The sequence below is a fragment of the Caulobacter sp. BE254 genome (assembly GCF_031457295.1).
Taxonomy (GTDB): domain Bacteria; phylum Pseudomonadota; class Alphaproteobacteria; order Caulobacterales; family Caulobacteraceae; genus Caulobacter.
In genome coordinates, this window is sequence record NZ_JAVDWJ010000014.1 from 47672 (window position 1) to 64331 (window position 16660).

General features: G+C 67.5%; 13 protein-coding genes and 1 pseudogene. 2 read left to right on the plus strand and 12 right to left on the minus strand.

Going from position 1 to position 16660, the window contains the following annotated elements:
• Positions 1-7 precede the first annotated feature (7 nt).
• The 12 genes and pseudogenes from J2X41_RS20635 to J2X41_RS20690 all read right to left on the minus strand — a co-directional run bounded on the left by J2X41_RS20635 (position 8) and on the right by J2X41_RS20690 (position 11379).
• A complete protein-coding gene (locus tag J2X41_RS20635; RefSeq protein WP_310085209.1) occupies positions 8-1108 on the minus strand; it encodes an efflux RND transporter periplasmic adaptor subunit in 1101 nt (366 codons plus the stop codon).
• A gap of 141 nt (positions 1109-1249) precedes the next feature.
• Complete coding sequence (locus tag J2X41_RS20640) at positions 1250-1687, minus strand: hypothetical protein (protein ID WP_310085211.1); 438 nt, start codon at positions 1685-1687, stop codon at positions 1250-1252.
• 147 nt (positions 1688-1834) lie between these two features.
• Positions 1835-2191: a hypothetical protein gene (locus J2X41_RS20645; RefSeq protein WP_310085214.1), complete on the minus strand. Its 357-nt coding sequence runs from the start codon at positions 2189-2191 to the stop codon at positions 1835-1837.
• A gap of 186 nt (positions 2192-2377) precedes the next feature.
• Complete coding sequence (locus J2X41_RS20650; RefSeq protein WP_310085217.1) at positions 2378-2719, minus strand: hypothetical protein; 342 nt, start codon at positions 2717-2719, stop codon at positions 2378-2380.
• Positions 2720-2909: 190 nt separating this feature from the next.
• Positions 2910-3110, minus strand: a pseudogene (locus tag J2X41_RS20655) (helix-turn-helix transcriptional regulator); the annotation flags it as partial.
• A gap of 41 nt (positions 3111-3151) precedes the next feature.
• Positions 3152-4168, minus strand: a complete 1017-nt coding sequence (gene mgrA, locus J2X41_RS20660; protein WP_404979967.1) for an L-glyceraldehyde 3-phosphate reductase — start codon at positions 4166-4168, stop codon at positions 3152-3154.
• Between the two features lie 289 nt (positions 4169-4457).
• Entirely contained in the window at positions 4458-5447 is a 990-nt protein-coding gene (locus J2X41_RS20665; protein WP_310085222.1) for a glycoside hydrolase family 5 protein, read from the minus strand.
• Between the two features lie 102 nt (positions 5448-5549).
• The gene (locus tag J2X41_RS20670) at positions 5550-6278 is read right to left on the minus strand and encodes a FadR/GntR family transcriptional regulator (RefSeq protein ID WP_310085377.1); all 729 of its coding nucleotides are present in this window, start codon (positions 6276-6278) and stop codon (positions 5550-5552) included.
• A 186-nt stretch (positions 6279-6464) separates the two neighbouring features.
• A complete protein-coding gene (locus J2X41_RS20675; protein WP_310085225.1) occupies positions 6465-8030 on the minus strand; it encodes a sodium/sugar symporter in 1566 nt (521 codons plus the stop codon).
• Positions 8031-8078: 48 nt separating this feature from the next.
• Complete coding sequence (locus tag J2X41_RS20680) at positions 8079-8708, minus strand: 2-dehydro-3-deoxy-6-phosphogalactonate aldolase (protein WP_310085227.1); 630 nt, start codon at positions 8706-8708, stop codon at positions 8079-8081.
• On the minus strand, positions 8701-9633 hold the full coding sequence (locus J2X41_RS20685; RefSeq protein WP_310085230.1) for a 2-dehydro-3-deoxygalactonokinase: 933 nt from the start codon (positions 9631-9633) through the stop codon (positions 8701-8703). Before J2X41_RS20685 ends, J2X41_RS20680 begins: the two co-directional genes overlap by 8 nt.
• A 9-nt stretch (positions 9634-9642) precedes the next feature.
• A complete protein-coding gene (locus tag J2X41_RS20690) occupies positions 9643-11379 on the minus strand; it encodes an IlvD/Edd family dehydratase (protein ID WP_310085233.1) in 1737 nt (578 codons plus the stop codon).
• 448 nt (positions 11380-11827) lie between these two features.
• Here J2X41_RS20690 and J2X41_RS20695 point away from each other — a divergent pair, with 448 nt between their 5' ends.
• Together J2X41_RS20695 and J2X41_RS20700 are read left to right on the plus strand one after the other, a co-directional pair.
• The gene (locus J2X41_RS20695) at positions 11828-14647 is read left to right on the plus strand and encodes a TonB-dependent receptor (protein ID WP_310085236.1); all 2820 of its coding nucleotides are present in this window, start codon (positions 11828-11830) and stop codon (positions 14645-14647) included.
• Positions 14648-14784: 137 nt separating this feature from the next.
• Positions 14785-16302 (plus strand): tryptophan 7-halogenase, encoded by a 1518-nt coding sequence (locus J2X41_RS20700; RefSeq protein ID WP_310085239.1) that lies wholly within the window; start codon positions 14785-14787, stop codon positions 16300-16302.
• Positions 16303-16660 lie beyond the last annotated feature (358 nt).

Sequence of the window (16660 nt, forward strand, 5' to 3'; positions counted from 1 at the left end):
CGATCCCCTAGCGGTTGGCGGCGACGGCGGGCGCCGTCCGGGGAGCCGGCGCGCCAGCGATGCGCACCGCGTCGTTGTCGCCCAGGAAGCCGGCGCCCTCGACCACCACCCGCTCGCCGGCGTTCAGGCCTTCGGCCGAGGTCTGGTCGGTGTTGCGCGCTAGGATGTCGATGCGGCGGAAGCGGGCATGGTTGCTGGCGTCGACCACGAACACGCCGGGTTGGTTCTGGCGATAGAGGATGGCGGCGGTCGGGATGGTCGGGGCCGGGCGGTTGCCCGCCGCGATCTGGGCGCGGGCGAACATGCCCGAGCGGAAGCCGCCGCCGGGCGCCAGGCTGATGCGGGCCAGGCCGACTCGGGTCTGGGCGTTGACCTCGGAGGTGACGATGCGGACCGTGCCCGTCGTCCGCCCGACCTGGTCGGAGGAGACCGTGGCCGGCATGCCGGCCTTGACGGACAGCAGGTCGGCTTCGGGAATCTCGGCGTCCAGCTCCAGCCGGCCGTCGCGGACGATGCGGAAGAGCTCGGTTCCCGCGGTGACGATCTGGCCCTTGGTGACGCTGCGGCGACTGATCAGGCCCGAGACCGGCGCGCGGATGGCGGCTTGGCCGAGGCGGGCGATCGTTTCGTTCCGGGAAGCGTCAGCGGAGGCCAGCTGGGCGGCGGCGGTCTGCTGGCGGGCGGTCGCGGTGTCCAGCGAGGACTGGGACAGGTAGCCCTTGGCCTGCAGCTCGCGCGAGCGGCCCAGCGCGGCCTGGGCCTCGGCCAGGGTGGCCTTGGCGCTGGCCACGGCGGCTTCCTGCTGGTGCAGCTGAGCGCGCAGCATGGTGTCGTTCAGGGCGACCAGGATCTGGCCCTGGCGAACGGTCTGGCCTTCCTCGGCGTTGACCGACACGGCGGTCAGGCCGCCGGTCTCGGCGCCGACCGGCACCTCTTCCCACGGCGTGACGGTGCCCGAGGCGTTGATGATCCGCGGCAGCGACTGGATGGTCACCGGGGCGACGCTGACGGTCTGGCTGGCGGTCAGGGAGGGCTTGGGCGTCTTGGCCTTGGCCTTGTCGCCATGGTCGCAAGCGGTCAGGCCCAGGACGCCGATGCAGAGCACCACGGGTAACGCAGTCGAACCCAGGCCGCGTTTGTTGTTCCGATGATGCACGACCACCTCAGCTCCGATAAGTTGAACAGCCACGCCTTCTAACCGAGAAACGCCGTTCACCGGATTAAATGATCGTAAGGAGACCGAACGGCGTCAGGCGAACTCGCCCGGGGCCGGTTTGGCGCGCCGGCCCGCGTTCCAGGCGCCGACCAGAAGCGCGCCCATCACCAGGTAGCTGATCAGGCTGCCGGCCACGTAATAGGCGCGGGGGAAGATCTGCCGGTCGATCGCCGCGGCCAGATGAATCAGGGCGGTGACCCCCTGGAACGCCGTCGCCGCCATGGTCCACCAGCGATCGGCCGTGAGGGCCAGGTACAGCAGGACCAGCAACAGCGACAGGTCGACGACGAAGACGCCGCTCTGAACGCCCAGGGTCTGCTGGGCGTCCTGCATCAGGGGGCTGGCGAACCAGGCCATGGCCATGGCCATGGCGGCGATCCGCTCAACCCAGCGTCCGCGCCAGACGGCGAGGCCGCAACACGCCAGCAGCATGGCCAGGCTGAACAGCTGGTCGGGAGTCTGGACGTACATCGGCGGGGTTCCGAAGCGGCTTCGGCGGAGCGTCGAGAGCACAGGATATCCCCATTCCCGACGCAAACCGATCCACGAAGTCGCGGGCCCGATCACATGTGGGGGTGCATGATCGGGCCCGCGGCGCGAGGCCTGAGCGGGGAGGGGTCAGGCGACTTCGCGCGTCGTCGGCACGGCCCGGAGGCTGCCGATCAGGCTGGGCGGCGGCTTGACGCCGCCGCCGCCGAACGAGACGGCCGAGAGGCCGATGTCGTGCTGGGCCTTGCTGAGGCCCTGATGGGTTTCCAGGATGTTCTGCCGGGCCACGCCCAGGGCGCGCATCGTCTCGATCGCGCTGATGAGCGCGTCCTGGCCGATCATCACCGACAGGTTGGCGGCCTCCCGCGAGGCCGGCATCAGGGTGGTCAGGGCGGCGGTGCTGGCGATGGCCGCGTCGATGGCCTTTTCGGCGGCGAACAGGGCCTCGGCGACGGCCTCGGCGGCGTTGCGGCGTTCCTTGAGCATGACGGTTCTCCTGGCGCCGCGCGGGTCTTGGGGGCGGCGCCTCATCGGGGTGAAGCTTGAGGCGCGGTCGGGGCCGGTCGGCCTAGAAGAGACCCCGAAGGGCGTGCAAGCCGGCGAGCAGGGAGCCGAACGCGAAGGTGGTCGCGAGCATCACGGCGGCGATGAAGGCCAGCCGCTGGCCGAGCGTCAGGTCATTGGGGCCTCCCCAATGTCCAAACGGCCGGGAGACAGGAAACTCTCGTCCATCAAGGCGCCCGCCACGCAGAGGATCTCGCGCAGCACCATCTCCGGCGGCTTGAAACTCGCCTGCTTGCGCGTCGCGCTGACCAGGTCCGAAGCCATCAGGGCGCTCTGGGTCGACGCCGCCAGGCTGGCGAGCTGTCGCTCCAGCTCCGTCCAGGTGAAGCCCGGAACCGGCTCGTCCTGCGAATTGAGCGTCGGCCAGGTCTTGTGAAAGTTCAGGGCGTCGCGGCGCAGGCCGATGGCCTGGTCGATCGCGTCCTTCTGCGAGTCCGTGAGTGGTGGCACGTGCTGTTCCTTCCTCGATGTCGCGATCTTGGTCACGATCTGGGGCCCACGGGCCGGGTGATCGCGAAACCTCGACGAGGTCAGGAAAGCTGGAGGAAGGCGCCGGGGCTAGCCCCGTCGCGTCGGACCCCGACGCGATCGGAGGGGGGGCGGCGGAGGCCTGGCCGCGCGGCGAGACCAGGCGGGCGGCCTCGTAACGGTCCGCCGCGCCCAGACGCCGCCGGGCCTTGTCCAGGTGCCAGTCGACCGTGTGCTTGGATAGGCCCAGACGGCGGGCGATCTCCTTGGAACTGAGATGTTCGTCCACCAGGCGCAGGCAATCGCGCTCGCGCGCGGTCAGCCGGTCCATGCCGCTCACTGTCTGGTCCAAGCCATCGGCCCCCACGGTCATGGAGCGATTGTATTACGACGGCGTTCGACCGCAAGATGCAGCTAGGCTTGCGGCAGGTCCGAGGCCGCCAGGCTGGACGAGACCTTCCACAGGTCGATCGCGCCCTCGGTCGCGTGGCGGTCGATCTCGCTCAGCTCTTGGGCCGTGAAGTCCAGGGTGTTCAGCGCCGCCAGCGAGTCCTCCAGCTGGGCCACTGTGCGCGCGCCGATCAGGGCCGAGGTGACGCGCGGGTCGCGCAGCACCCAGGCCAGGGCCATCTGGGCCAGGCTCTGGCCGCGGGCCTTGGCGATCGCGTTCAGCGCCTGGATGCGGGCCAGGTTGTCGGCGCTGAGCAGGTGGCCGCCCAGCGAACCCTCGCGGGCCGCGCGGGAGTCCTGGGGCACGCCGCCCAGGTACTTGTTGGTCAGCATGCCCTGGGCCAGGGGCGAAAAGGCGATGCAGCCCACGCCCAGATCCTCCAGAGTGTCGAGCAGTTCGTCCTCGATCCAGCGGTTCAGCATGGAATAGGACGGCTGGTGGATCAGCAGCGGTACGCCTTCGGACTTCAGGATGGCGGCGGCCTGGCGGGTCAGCTCCGGCGAATAGGACGAAATCCCGACGTACAGCGCCTTGCCCTGGCGGTGCAGGTGGGCCAGGGCGCCCATGGTCTCTTCCAGCGGCGTCGTGGGGTCCACGCGGTGCGAGTAGAAGATGTCGACATAGTCCAGCCCCATGCGCTTGAGGCTCTGGTCGCAGCTGGCGATCAGGTACTTGCGCGAGCCGCCGATCTTGCCATACGGGCCTGGCCACATGTCCCAGCCGGCCTTGGTCGAAATCACCAGCTCGTCGCGATGAGCCGCGAAATCGCTGGCCATCACCTTGCCGAAGTTCTCCTCGGCCGAGCCGTAGGGCGGACCGTAGTTGTTGGCCAGGTCGAAGTGGGTGACGCCCAGGTCGAAGGCGCGGCGCAGGATGGCGCGGCCGGTCTCGAACACGTCCGCGCCCCCGAAGTTCTGCCACAGACCCAGCGAGATCGCCGGCAGGTCCAGCCCGCTGCGGCCGGTGCGGCGGTAGGGCATGGCGTCATAGCGGTCGGCGGCGGCGACGTAGGGCTTCTGCACGGGGAGGTTCCTGTGTGGGAGAGCACGGGGCGGAAAAGGGAATGGCGCGGAATCCGGTCGTTGTCACCAGGGCTGTTCCACCGCTCATAAGGTTGTCATCCCGGAAGCCTCGCAGAGGCTGTCCGGGACCCAGGGGACTGGGCGAAGGCCTTGCGGTTCACCTGGATCCCGGACAAGCGCTGCGCCCGTCCGCCGTTAGCGGGTCGCTTGCGCGACCCGAGGCCGGGATGACAACGGAGGGAATGGGCTACCGCGGAACCAGCGCCTCGTGGATCGGCGCCACCCAGCCGTCGTTCTTGACGTCGTAAGCGATGAAGTCGCTGTCGAACTGCCAGTAGGCCCAGGCCCAGCCGCGGGCCTCGGCCTCGCGAGCGGCGGCGGCGGTGTAGGCAGCGCGCGAGGCCATGTCGCCCTTGTCGTAGGCGCCGAACTCGCCCAGCAGCATGGGCCGGTCGTGGGCCTTGGCCCAGGCCTGGACGCCGTCGAAGTCGGCCTTCATCCGCTGGTGCTCGGCCTGCGTTCCCCACGTCACGCCGGTCTTCGGCGTGCTGGGATTCCACGGCGCGCCCTGGTGGGTGAATTCCATCGGCAGGTAGTAGTGGACGGTGACGATCAGGTGGCGGTCCTGGGCCGGCAGCCGCAGGGCGTCGAGATGGGCGATATTGTTCCAGAAGGCCGGGCCGACGACGACGTTGCGGGTCGGGTTCGTGGCCCGGACCACCGGCAGCAGCTCGGCGACCCAGCCGTTCCAGACCGCATCGTCCAGGCCCTTGTTCGGTTCGTTGAGCAGCTCGAACACCACCCGGTCGGGCGCTGTCCTGTAGTGTTCGCCGATCTGCCGCCAGAAGGCGGTCAGACGCGGCTTGCAGGCGGCGGGGTCTTCGCCGCAGGGGCCGAAGTCGTGCTCGTCGAGAATAACGGTCAGCTTCTGGGCCAAGGCGGCCTGAACCACTTGGTCCAGCGTCTTCAGCCAGGCCGGGTCCAGCCGGTTATCGGCGTCCATGTGCGAGAAGGCGTGCAGGTTCAGCCGCACCGCGTCGAAGCCGCCGTCCTTGATGGCCTTGAAGTGCCGCATCTGGAAGCGGGCCTTGGCCGGGTCGTTCCATAGCGGATCGTAGCCGAGGACGTTGATCCCCCGGGCCATGGCCTTGACCTGGTCCTGGGGCGAGATCTCGCGCGCGGCGGCCGGCGTGGCGAGCAGGGCGCAGACGGCCAGGGCCTGGAGGGCTTTGAGCATGGCGTTTCCTCGGTCAGCCTCTGCGGGCCTTGGTTTGACAACGTTGTCAAACCTTAGCGGGAAGCGACGCACGCGCAAGCCCGATCGTGCGCGGCCGACAGGTCAGGCGTCGCGGCGCGCGGCTTCGGACTCGGTGCTGGGCGAGGCGGCGCGGATCAGCTCCAGCACGTCGACCAGGATCACCTGCATGGCCTTCTGCGCCGCCTCGGCGTTGCGGGCGAAGATGGCGTTCGCCACGTCCTCGTGCGACGGGATCGAGGCGGTGCGGCCCTTGATGCGGTTGGTGAAGCGGATCGAGATCCGCAGGGCTGTGTTCACCAGCTCGTGCAGGTCGCGATAGAACGGGTTCTTGGTGGCGTTGAGGATCGCCACGTGAAAGGCGATGTCGGCCGTCAGCGGGTCGTCCTCGCCTTCGGCCGCGACCTTCATCCGATCCAGCGCCTTGCGGATGCCGTTCAGCCCGGACTCGTCTGCGTTGCGGGCGGCCAGGGCGGCGGCGGCGGGCTCGATGCCCAGCCGCATCTCGGTGAATTCGGCCAGCAGGCGCAGGGAGAACTTGCGCTCCAACATCCAGCGCAGGACGTCGGGGTCCAGCAGGTTCCACTCGGTCTCGGGCTCGACCACCGTGCCGTGGCGGGGACGGGCGCTGAGCAGGCCCTTGGCGGTCAGCATCTTGACCGCCTCGCGCGTCACCGTGCGGCTGGCCCCGAACTGCTTGGACAGCTCGCCCTCGGTCGGAAACCCGACCTGGGCGTATTCCCCTGTGACGATGGCCTGACCCAGGGACTCGACGAGCCCATAGGTCAGACTGAGGCCTGGCTGCGTGCGGATCACCAAGTTGTCGCCCCCAAAACGCTTCTCTAGTTGGTCGTCGTCGAAATAGGTCAGACCTTGTGTAGCGTGCTTCGTCCACGCCCGGAACAATCATGTCAAAGACGAGAGCCCCGCCACGACAACCGTGACGAGGCCTTCGAGCTCAGGTCTGGGCGGTCGTCGGCGCGAACATCGTGCCGGTCCTCACCACCAGGTGGCGTAGAGGGCGATCAGGATCAAGATCACGCCCAGGCCGGCGATGTTGAAGCCGGTGGTGGTCTTGTAGCTGACCCCCTCCAGGGTGACGACGTTGACCTCTTTCTTCTGCGGCGCGACCAGCGAGACGATGATCGCCGCGGCCAGGGTCAGCAGGAACACCAGGCCCACGCGGTTCATGAACGGGATCACGAACACCCCGGCCTTGTCGGCGACGAAGAAGGCGCCCGACAGGGCCGCGCCGCCGATCGCCGCGACCAGGGCCGAGGCGGTGGTGGCCCGCTTCCAGAACAGGCCCAGGATGAAGATCACCACGATGCCGGGGGTGAAGAAGCCGGTGAAGTCCTGGATGAACTGGAAGGCCTGCTCGGCCTTGCCCAGCAGCGGCTTGGCCATGAGGATGCCGACGATCACCGCGACGACGGCGGTGATGCGGCCCACCGTGACCAGGTGGCGCTCCGAGGAGCCCTTCCGGACCTTGGCGTAGACGTCCAGGGTGAAGATGGTGGCGATCGAGTTGATCTTGGCGGCCAGTGACGCGACGATCGCGGCGACCAGCGCGGCGAACACCAGGCCCAGCACGCCGGGCGGCAGCAGCTTCATCATCTCCGGATAGGCCTGGTCGGGCTTGGCCAGACCGGGCACGAGCACCAGGGCGGCGATGCCCGGCAGCACGACGATCACCGGCATCAGCAGCTTCAGATAGGCGGCCAGGGCGATGCCCTTCTGGGCCTCGGCGATGTCCTTTGCGCCCAGGGCGCGCTGGATGATGTACTGGTTGAAGCCCCAGTACGAGACGTTCATCACCCACAGGCCGCCGAACAGCACGGAAAGGCCCGGCAGGTCCTTGTAGTGCGGATTGTCGCGCGACAGGATCATGTCGAACTTCTCGGGGAACTGGGTGGTCAGCTGGTTGAAGCCGGCCAGCAGGTCGCCGTGGCCGATCTTGCTCAGCGACAGGAAGACGATGATCAGGCCGCCGGTGATCAACAGGGCCACCTGGACGATGTCGGTCAGGGCCACGGCCTTCAGTCCGCCCCACAGCTGGTAGGCCAGGGCGAAGACGCCGATGATCACCAGGGCCTGCATCTGGTCGATGCCGGCCACGGTGTGGATGGCGATCGAGCCCAGCCACAGGATCGAGGTCAGGTTCACGAACACGTAGAGGACCAGCCAGAACAGGGCCATCACGTTGCGCACGCTGGGGCCGTACCGCTGTTCCAGGAACTGCGGCATGGTCGAGATGTTGTTCTTCAGGAAGATCGGCAGGAAGAACTTGCCGACGATCAGCAGGGTCAGGGCCGCCATCCACTCGTAGGAGGCGATGGCCAGGCCCAGGGCGTAGCCCGAGCCGCTCATGCCGATGATCTGCTCGGCCGAAATGTTGGCGGCGATCAGCGAGGCGCCGATCGCCCACCAGGGCAGGGCCTTGCCGGCCAGGAAGTAGTCGGTGGAGTCCTTCCTGTGTCCACCCTTGTCGCGGCTGACCCACTGGGCCAGGCCGAAGATGGCGACGGCGTAGATCGCCAGGATGACGAAATCGATGGTTCTCACTGGGGTCCCCCCTTTAGGGCCGGCTTCTTTGTCGTTGCAGTACGATCGCTAGCGCGCGGTCTGTTCCGCCCAGGCGGCGACCAGGGTCCTGGCCCGCTGGCCAACCTCCTCGGCCGTGTAGCCCGGGCGGTAGAGCTCGCCGCCGACGCCGATGCCGGCGACGCCGGCCTCGATCCACGGCTTCAGATTGGCAGCACCCACGCCGCCGACGGCGTAGACCGCGATGTCCTTGGGCAGCACGTCGCGTACGGCCTTGATGTGCCCAAAGCCGTAGGTGCCGGCCGGATAGAGCTTCAGCGCCTTGGCCCCGGCCTTGACGGCGACGAAGGCCTCGCTGGGCGTGGCGAAGCCGGGCATGACGGTCAGGCCCAGGCCCACGGCGTGGCTGATCACCGCGGCGTCGGTGTTGGGGGTGACGATCAGCTTGCCGCCGACGCCGGCCACCTGGTCGACCGCTTCCGGCGACAGGACCGTACCCGCGCCGCAGAGCACCTGGTCGCCGAACGCGGCGCACAGCTTGCCGATAGTCGTCAGCGGGTCGGGCGAGTTCAGCGGCACCTCGATGGCCTCGATCCCGGCCTCGACCAGGGCCGCGGCGATGTCGAGGATCTCGTCGTGCTTGACGCCGCGCAGGATCGCGACGATCGGCGGAGTCGCCTTGGGGGTGGTGTTAGGCAAGGACGTGAACTCCACTGTTTTGGGGCGACGACAAGGTCGTGAGTCCGGCCAGGACGGCGGCGTCGCCGTCGACGGCCACGCTGGAACCGCCATTGGCGGCGATGGCCTGGGCGTAGAGAGCGCCGAGGGCCGGGGCTCCGATCAGCGACACCGAACCCAGGTCGCCGAACCAACTGGCGGTGGCCGCGACATCGCTTCCGATCAGCAGGCCCGACAGGAAGCCCATGGCCTCGTCCTTGGGCAGGCCGTCCAGCAGTTGCCGGCTGCGGGTCTCGAAGATCAGGTGCGGCAGGCGCGCCGGGCCCTGTTCGACGATCCGGGCGACGCCGCGGGCGAAGCCCTCGGGCGATTCCGGCCCGTCGCCGGGCGCGGCCTTGGCCAGGATCGAGTGCTCGCGCAACAGGGCGTAGAGCTCGCCGACCGGGGCGGTCAGGAAGCTGGCGATCGCCCCGTCCTCGACCACCACCCACTTGGTGTGGGTGCCGGGCAGGGCCAGCAGATGGCGGCCCCTGGCCAGGTCGGGGTTCAGGGCCAGGGCGCCCAGGATCTGGGTCTCCTCGCCGCGCATCACGTCCGGTCCGCCCAGGGCGTTGCGGCAGGACAGGCCCGGGACGATGGCGACCGGCAGGCCGTCGGCGTCGAGATGCAGCAACCGCTCGCGAATGTCGGCGGCGTTGGCGGGGCAGGGGGCGTAGGCCGCCTCGGCCCAGCCGTTGCGCGACCCGACCATGCCGCACAGCAGGGCCAGGAAGGGCTTGGCCTCGCGCCAGTCGCCGACCAGGTTCAGGAAGGTCTCGCGCGGCGAGGCCTCGAGCGCGCCGATGCCCGGCCCGTCGCGGCGGTCCAGCACGCTCTTGCCCTGGCGCAGGTAGAGCCGCAGGCGCGAGGTGCCCCAGTCGCCGAAGATCGTGACGGAGTTGTCCATGGGGTTCATCTAGTGCGACTCGCGGGTGACGACCGAGCCGCTGGCGCCGACCAGGAAGTCCAGGTCCGCGCCCTTGTCGGCGCCCAGCACGTGGTCGATGTAGAGCTTGGCGTAGCCGCGGGTGGCCTTGGGCGCTGGCGGATTTGCCCGCCAGGCGGCCAGGCGGGCGGCCAGTTCCTCGTCGGAGATCAGCAGGTTCAGCGACCGGGTCGGACCGTCCAGTTCGATCTCGTCGCCGTTCTGGACCACGGCCAGCGGGCCGCCGGCGTCGGATTCGGGCGAGACATGCAGGATGACCGTGCCGAAGGCCGTGCCGCTCATTCGGGCGTCGCTGATGCGGACCATGTCCTTGACGCCCTTTTCCAGCAGCTTGGTCGGAAGCGGCATGTTGCCCACTTCCGGCATGCCGGGATAGCCCTTGGGACCGCAGCCCTTGAGCACCAGGATCGAGCTGGCGTCGACATCCAGGTCGGGATCGTCGATGCGGGCGCGGAAGTCCTCGATGGTCTCGAACACCACGGCCTTGCCCCGGTGGCTGCACAGCTCGGGGCTGGCGGCGCTGGGCTTCATCACCGCACCGCCGGGGGCCAGGTTGCCGCGCAGCACCCAGATGCCGCTGTCGGGCTTCACCGGCGCCTCGACGCTGCGGATGACCTCGGCGTTGAACACCTCGGCCTTCTCGTACTGCTCGCCGATCCGCACGCCCGAGACGGTGGGGGCCTCGGGGTTCAGGAACGGGGCCATCTGCTTCATCACCGCCGGCAGGCCGCCGGCGTAGTGCAGGTCTTCCATCAGGAAGCGGCCCGAGGGCTGCAGGTCGACCAGCAGCGGTACGTCGCGCGACAGGAGGTCGAAGTCCTCCAGGCTCAGCTCGACGCCCAGCCGGCCGGCCAGGGCCAGCAGGTGGACCACGGCGTTGGTCGAGCCGCCGATCGCCGCGTGGACGCGCAGGGCGTTCTCGAAGGCGGCGCGGGTGGCCACCTGCGACATGGTCAGGCCGTCATGCACCATGCGCACGATGGTGCGGCCGGTCTGGTGGGCCATGGCGGCGCGGCGGGCGTCCACGGCGGGAATGGAGGCGTTGTAGGGCAGGCTCATGCCCATGGCCTCGACGATCGCGGCCATGGTCGAGGCGGTGCCCATGGTCATGCAGGTGCCGGGCGAGCGGCTCATGCCGCTTTCGGCCGACATGAACTCCGGCAGGGTCATCTCGCCGGCCCGCACGGCCTCGGAGAACTTCCATACGTCGGTGCCCGAGCCGATGTCCTTGCCGCGGAACTTGCCGTTCAGCATCGGGCCGGACGAGACGACGATGGTGGGCAGGTCGACGCTGGCCGCGCCCATCATCTGGCCGGGCGTGGTCTTGTCGCAGCCGCCCAGCAGCACGACGCCGTCGATCGGGTTGCCGCGGATCGACTCCTCGACGTCCATGGCCAGCAGGTTGCGGAACAGCATGGCCGTCGGCCGCATCTGGGTCTCGCCCAGCGAGATGGCCGGGAATTCCAGCGGCAGGCCGCCGGCCTCCCAGACGCCGCGCTTCACGTGCTCGGCGATGTCGCGCAGGCCCGCGTTGCAGGGGGTGATCTCAGACCAGGTGTTGCAGATGCCGATCACCGGCCGGCCGTCGAACACGTCGTCGGGAAGGCCCTGGCTCTTCATCCAGCTACGATGGATGAACCCGTCGCGATCCAGCTTTCCGTAGCTGTGACCGCTGCGGAACCTGCCGCCCCCGTTTCCCTGACTCATAACCAGCCCTAACGCCGCGGTCGAAGCCGCTCAAAAACCCATTTAGCGCATTTATAGTATTATACTGGTGGTCGCAAACACCTGGGGCGCCGTGACGCATTGCGCAAACGACCTGAGGCTGTGATTCTCCTGACGTGACGCGGGTTTGCTGCAAAACCTGTGGCGCAAAAGTCGCCCTCCACGCCGAAATGATAGCGCTATCAATTTCGACTTGTAAGTCGGAATTATATGACTAAAGGTCCCGGTCAGATCGTGTGACCGCCGTGCGCGGCGCACGTCACCGACGCCTTTGAAGAGCGTCGGGACGGATCTCACCTCGGGGAAGGAAACCACAATGTCGCCTCATCATCATTCTCGTCGCAAAACCATGTTCTTGGGCGCGTCAGCGCTCGTCATCTGCGCCGCTCTGCCCGCCGTCGCTTCCGCTCAGACGGCTCCGGCCCAACCCGTGGACACGGTCGAAGAAATCGTGGTCACCGGCCAACGCGCCGCCATCCAGTCCGCGCAAAAGCTGAAGCAGAACGCCGAGCAGATGGTCGATTCGATCACCTCGACCGACATCGGCGCCCTGCCCGACCGCAGCGTCACCGAAGCCCTGCAACGCATCTCGGGCGTCACGATCGGCCGCACCGCGGATCCCCGCGACGCCGACCGTATTTCGGTCGAAGGCAGTGGCGTGCAGGTTCGCGGCCTCAGCTGGGTCCGCGGCGAACTGAACGGCCGCGACAGCTTCTCGGCCAAGGCCGGCCGCGTCCTGAGCTTCGAAGACGTGCCGCCCGAGCTGATGGCCGGCGTCGACGTCTACAAGAACCCGGCGGCCGACATCATCGAAGGCGGCGTTGGCGGCACGGTCAACCTGCGCACGCGCATGCCGTTCGATTCCAAGAAGCGCATCCTGGCCTATTCGCTCGATTCCAGCTGGGGCGACCTGGCCCGCAAATGGGAGCCGAGCGGCTCGATCCTCTACAGCAACCGCTGGGACACCAATATCGGCGAGGTGGGCTTCCTGGTCGACCTGTCCGACTCCAAGCTCTCCAGCCGCACCGACACCATGTCGGTCGACCCCTACAACGTCCGCACCGACCTGGTTCCCGGCAAGACGGTGTACGTCCCCGGCGGCTACGGCTACCGCACCCTGGACTTCGAACGCGAGCGCAAGGGCATCGACGCCGTCCTGCAATGGCGCCCGAACGAGCAGTGGGAAGGCACCCTGCACTTCCTGCGCTCGTCGGCCTCGCAGGCATCGACCGAACGCGCCAACGGCTTCAATCCTGGATCGGGCAATGGCCCGATGGCCGGGACCAGCTTCACCTACGATGATGCCGGCCACTTCATCAAAGGCACGATGGCCAACGCGCCCAACGGCACGGAACTTGGCTCGTCGCTGATCGACACCCGCTTCGCCGATCGCAGCTCGGTGACCTCGGACTACTCGCTGAACCTGAAGTACAATCCCAACGACAAGTGGTCGTTCACCGCCGACGTCCAGTACATCTACGCCAAGACCAAGACGGTCGATAACACCGCGTTCAACGCGCTGAACGGCGCGACCCGGCCCGCCACCCTGGACCTGACCGGCGACCTGCCCCAGATCACGGTCAACAACGATGCGGCCTATCTGGCCAATCCGGCCAACTACTACCTGCAAGCGGCGATGGATCACCACGACCGCAACGACGCCGCCGAGTGGGCCGAGCGCTTCGACGGCGAGTACAGCTTCGACGAAGGCAGCTGGCTGAAGTCGTTCCGCTTCGGCGTCCGTCACCAGTATCGTCAAGCGACCACCCGCGAGACCACCTATCGTTGGGACACGGTGGCGCCGAGCTGGACGGGGTCGAAAACCATCGATCAACTCGAAGGGTACCAGGGCTATTACGAGCTCTTCCCGTTCGACAACTACTTCCGCGGCAAGACCAAGCTGCCCGCGCCGTTCGTGATGCCGACCGCGGCCTTCGTGAACAATTACGGCGACACCTCGCAGGTGCTCGACCGAATCTCGCGAGCGAACGGCGGCGGCTGGCGTGCGTTCAACGGCGTCTTCGACGAGCAAACCCCGGCCGGCGGCAGGGGCAGCATCAACCATCAGAAGGAAGAGACCCTGGCGGCCTACGGCCTGCTGCGGTTCGGCCACGACGTGTCGCTGTGGGGCGACCAGCGCGAGATCGACGGCAACATCGGCCTGCGTGTCGTCAAGACCGAGGGCAAGGGCCAGGGCACCCTGACCTTCCCGGTGAACAACGGCAGCAGCAGCGTCAACTTGCCGGCCGCCGACCAGGCGTTCGGGAACGGGGCCTCCAGCCCCAACAGGGGCGGCCGCGACTATGTGAGCCTCCTGCCCAGCCTGAACGTGCGTCTGAAGCTCAGCCCGGAGATGTTCATCCGCTTCGCGACGGCCAAATCCATCGTCCGTCCTGACTTCCAGCAGTTGGCGCCGAACTACTCGATCGCCGCCACCAACGGCTTCATCAACGGCGGGGTCTGCACGACCAGCATCCCCACCGACGCCAACGCCAACTGCGTTTATCAATACAAGGCCAACGCCGGCTCCCCGGACCTGAAGCCGATCCGCTCGACCCAGTACGACCTGTCGTACGAGTGGTATTTCAACGCGACCGGCAGCGTGACGGCGACGGCGTTCTACAAGGACGTCTACAACTTCATCGACAACGTCGCGACCAACATCGACTTCACCAACAACGGCGTGACCCGCACCGTCCAGGTGACCAAGCCGTACAACGCCGGTCACGGCAAGGTTAAGGGCTTCGAAGTCGCCTATCAGCAGTATTACGACTTCCTGCCCGGCGCGCTGCGTGGTTTCGGCGTGCAGGCCAACTTCACCTATATCGACAGCAAGGGCACCCGTAACGCTTCGGCCAACCCCTACGACAACACTCAGATCATCAACGCGCAGGTCAAGGACCTGCCGCTCGAGGGCATGTCGAGGACCAGCTATAACGTCGCGGCGCTCTATGACCTGGGCAAGGTCTCGGCGCGCCTGGCCTATAACTGGCGCGAGCGCTACCTGCTGACCACCACGGCCGCCAACATCAACATCCCGGCCTGGTACGACGACTACGGTCAGCTGGACGGCTCGGTGTTCTACACCGTCAACGACGCCCTGAAGATCGGCTTCCAGGCGGCGAACCTGGCCAACGCCAAGACCAAGATCCTGGTCAGCTATCCCGGCCGGCCCGAAGAGGGCCTGACCGGCCACAACTGGGTCACGGCGGATCGTCGCTACTCGGTCGTGCTCCGCGGCACCTTCTAGGATCGCTTCGGCGAGCTCCTGAACAGGCCCCCGCCTCGTCCCGGCTCCGCCGGGAAGGGGCGGGGGCTTTTTTATTCCGCGCGCGAGGCGAAGGCGTCTAGCCTGCCCGTTGCGACGCCTGACGGATATTCCGCGACATGACCGATAAAGCGCCCAAGAAGTTCGTCGTCGTCGGCGGCGGAACCGCCGGCTGGATCGCGGCGGCGACGCTCGCCCATGCCATGAAAGGCCAGATCGGCGAGATCTGCGTGGTCGAGTCCGACGAGATCGGCACGGTCGGGGTCGGTGAGGCCACCATCCCGCCGATGCAGTTCCTCAACAGCCTGCTGGGCATCGACGAGATCGACTTCGTCAAGAAGACCCAGGCGACCTTCAAGCTGGGGATCGAGTTCCGCGACTGGACCCGGCAGGGCCATACCTATTTCCACCCGTTCGGACCGCACGGGCAGACCATCGAGGCGGTGTCGTTCCACCACTACTGGATGCGACTGCGCCAGCACGGCGACACCAGCGCGATCGACGACTATTCGCTGGCGACGGTCGCGGCGCGCATGGGCAAGTTCGTCATCCCGCCCCGCGATCTGCCGCCGGAGCTGCCCCAGCTGAGCTACGCCTATCATTTCGACGCTGGTCTCTACGCCCGCTACCTGCGCGACTACGCCGAGAAGCGCGGGGTCCGGCGCATCGAGGGCAAGATCGTCGAGGTCAAGCAGCGTCCCGCCGACGGCTTCATCACGGCCGTGGAGCTGGAGGGCGGCAAGACGGTCGAGGGCGACTTCTTCATCGACTGCTCGGGTTTCCGCGGCCTGCTGATCGAGCAGACCCTGAAGACCGGCTACGAGGACTGGACCCACTGGCTGCCTTGCGACCGGGCCCTGGCTGTGCCCTGCGACAGCGTCTCGCCGACGACGCCCTATACCCGTTCGACCGCCCGCAAGGCCGGCTGGCAGTGGCGCATTCCGCTGCAGCACCGGATCGGCAACGGCTATGTCTATTCCAGTCCGTTCATCAGCGACGACGAGGCCGCCGCCACCCTGATGGCCAATCTGGACGGCGCGCCGCGCGCCGAGCCGCGGCTGCTGCGTTTCACCACCGGCCGCCGCAAGAAGGCCTGGAACAAGAACGTCGTGGCCCTGGGCCTGGCCAGCGGCTTCATGGAGCCGCTGGAATCGACCAGCATCCACCTGATCCAGACCGGGGTCTTCCGCCTGCTGTCCCTGTTGCCGGTGGGCGACCGTCCGGACGAGGCCACGATCGAGGAATACAATCGCCTGTCGAAGATCGAATACGAGCAGATCCGCGACTTCATCATCCTGCACTACAAGGCCACCGAGCGGGACGATTCCGAGCTGTGGCGCTACTGCAAGGACATGGCGATCCCCGACAGCCTGGCGCACAAGATCGAGCTGTTCCGGGCCCGCGGCCGGATCGCCCGCTTCGACGACCAGCTGTTCGTCGAGCCCAGCTGGCTGGCGGTGTTCATGGGGCAGGGGATCGAGCCCCGCCACCACGATCGGATGGCGGACGTGCCGCCCTTGGCCGACATCGAGCGCCGACTAGGCGGGATCCGCCAGACCATCGCCCAGATTTGCCAGGGCCTGCCGACCCATGACGAGTTCATCGCCCGCAACTGCCGCGCCGAACCGCTGGGCTGATGTTAGGGGGAGCAGATCGCTTGCCAGCTTATTTGTCGGAGTATATAAGCTTGGGTGAGGGCGAGGTCGCGTGGCGATCTCCCGTCTCCGAACGCCACAAGCACGGGATCATATCTCCCCGAATCCGTGCGGATTCTCCCCCGCGCATCGTTCCCCTGCGGGCGATGCGCGGATTTTTTTGCCCGGACGGGGCGTTTTCGTGTTCATCCTGGCGGAGAGCCTTCCGCCTTTCCAGACAAGGGTGAAACGGTTTGCAAAGCCGGTTGCCTCGTCTAATTGTCCTATTTATATGTTAGCGGTAACGAAGCCGTCGCGGCGAGTTTTGCGAGACAGGCGGCCAGCGAGGGGAGGGGACGGT